Genomic DNA, 689 nt, shown 5'->3' with positions numbered 1-689 from the left:
ACCGCTCTTCCGATCTAACATGCGTAGTGAAAACCCCAGCCGTTGCTCTGACAGTAGCGGCTAATTTGATTAAAGGGTGTACCAGAACTGGGTTTAACGTCAGCATGATTGCTTTCAAAAGCACGAAGATCAAAATGCGCATCAAAGTTAATGATTCCAATCTTGGGTTTGAGCTCAGGTGCCTTACTTTTTAAATGGTTGGCTAACCCCAAGAACGACGGCCAGGCGACTTCATGCCCACCCCCAAGCGTAATTACAGGTGAGCGGGCGAGGGCAGTTGTAATCACTTGCGCACATTGCGCTTGGCTATCTTCGAGTTGATCGTCTTCACAAGCAACATTACCTAAATCGACAAGTGATACGTTTTTATGCCAGGCCATATTGGCTAACGCTTGGCGAATCAAATTTGGTGCCTTCTTCGCGCCAATTCGTCCTTTATTTCTTGCGACGCCTGCATCGCTAGGAAACCCTAAGATACTGACAAAGTTGTCGGTGGTATTAAGATCATAAGCTTGCATTTTCTTCACGACATGATGAACGCGCTTACCAAGCTCTGCGTCTTCGGCATCATGTCGACCTTGCCAGTGGAATGTGTGATCAGTAACGGTGTGTGGGTTAGTCATTGTTATGCCCTTCACGGTGATATAACGCGCCGTTAACGATGCGCGCCGCTAAATTAGGGACGCCGA

1 pseudogene is annotated in these 689 nt (G+C 47.8%); it reads right to left on the bottom strand.

The features are described 5' to 3' along the window. Positions 1 to 17: 17 nt before the first annotated feature. Positions 18 to 623 (bottom strand): annotated as a pseudogene (locus ACP45E_RS01040) (arginase family protein); the annotation flags it as partial. Positions 624 to 689 lie beyond the last annotated feature (66 nt).

Origin of the sequence: Vibrio genomosp. F10 str. 9ZD137 (assembly GCF_049974785.1) — a bacterium.
Taxonomy (GTDB): domain Bacteria; phylum Pseudomonadota; class Gammaproteobacteria; order Enterobacterales; family Vibrionaceae; genus Vibrio.
Note: the sequence above shows the minus strand (reverse complement) of the source record. Positions and strands in the feature narration are given on the sequence as shown.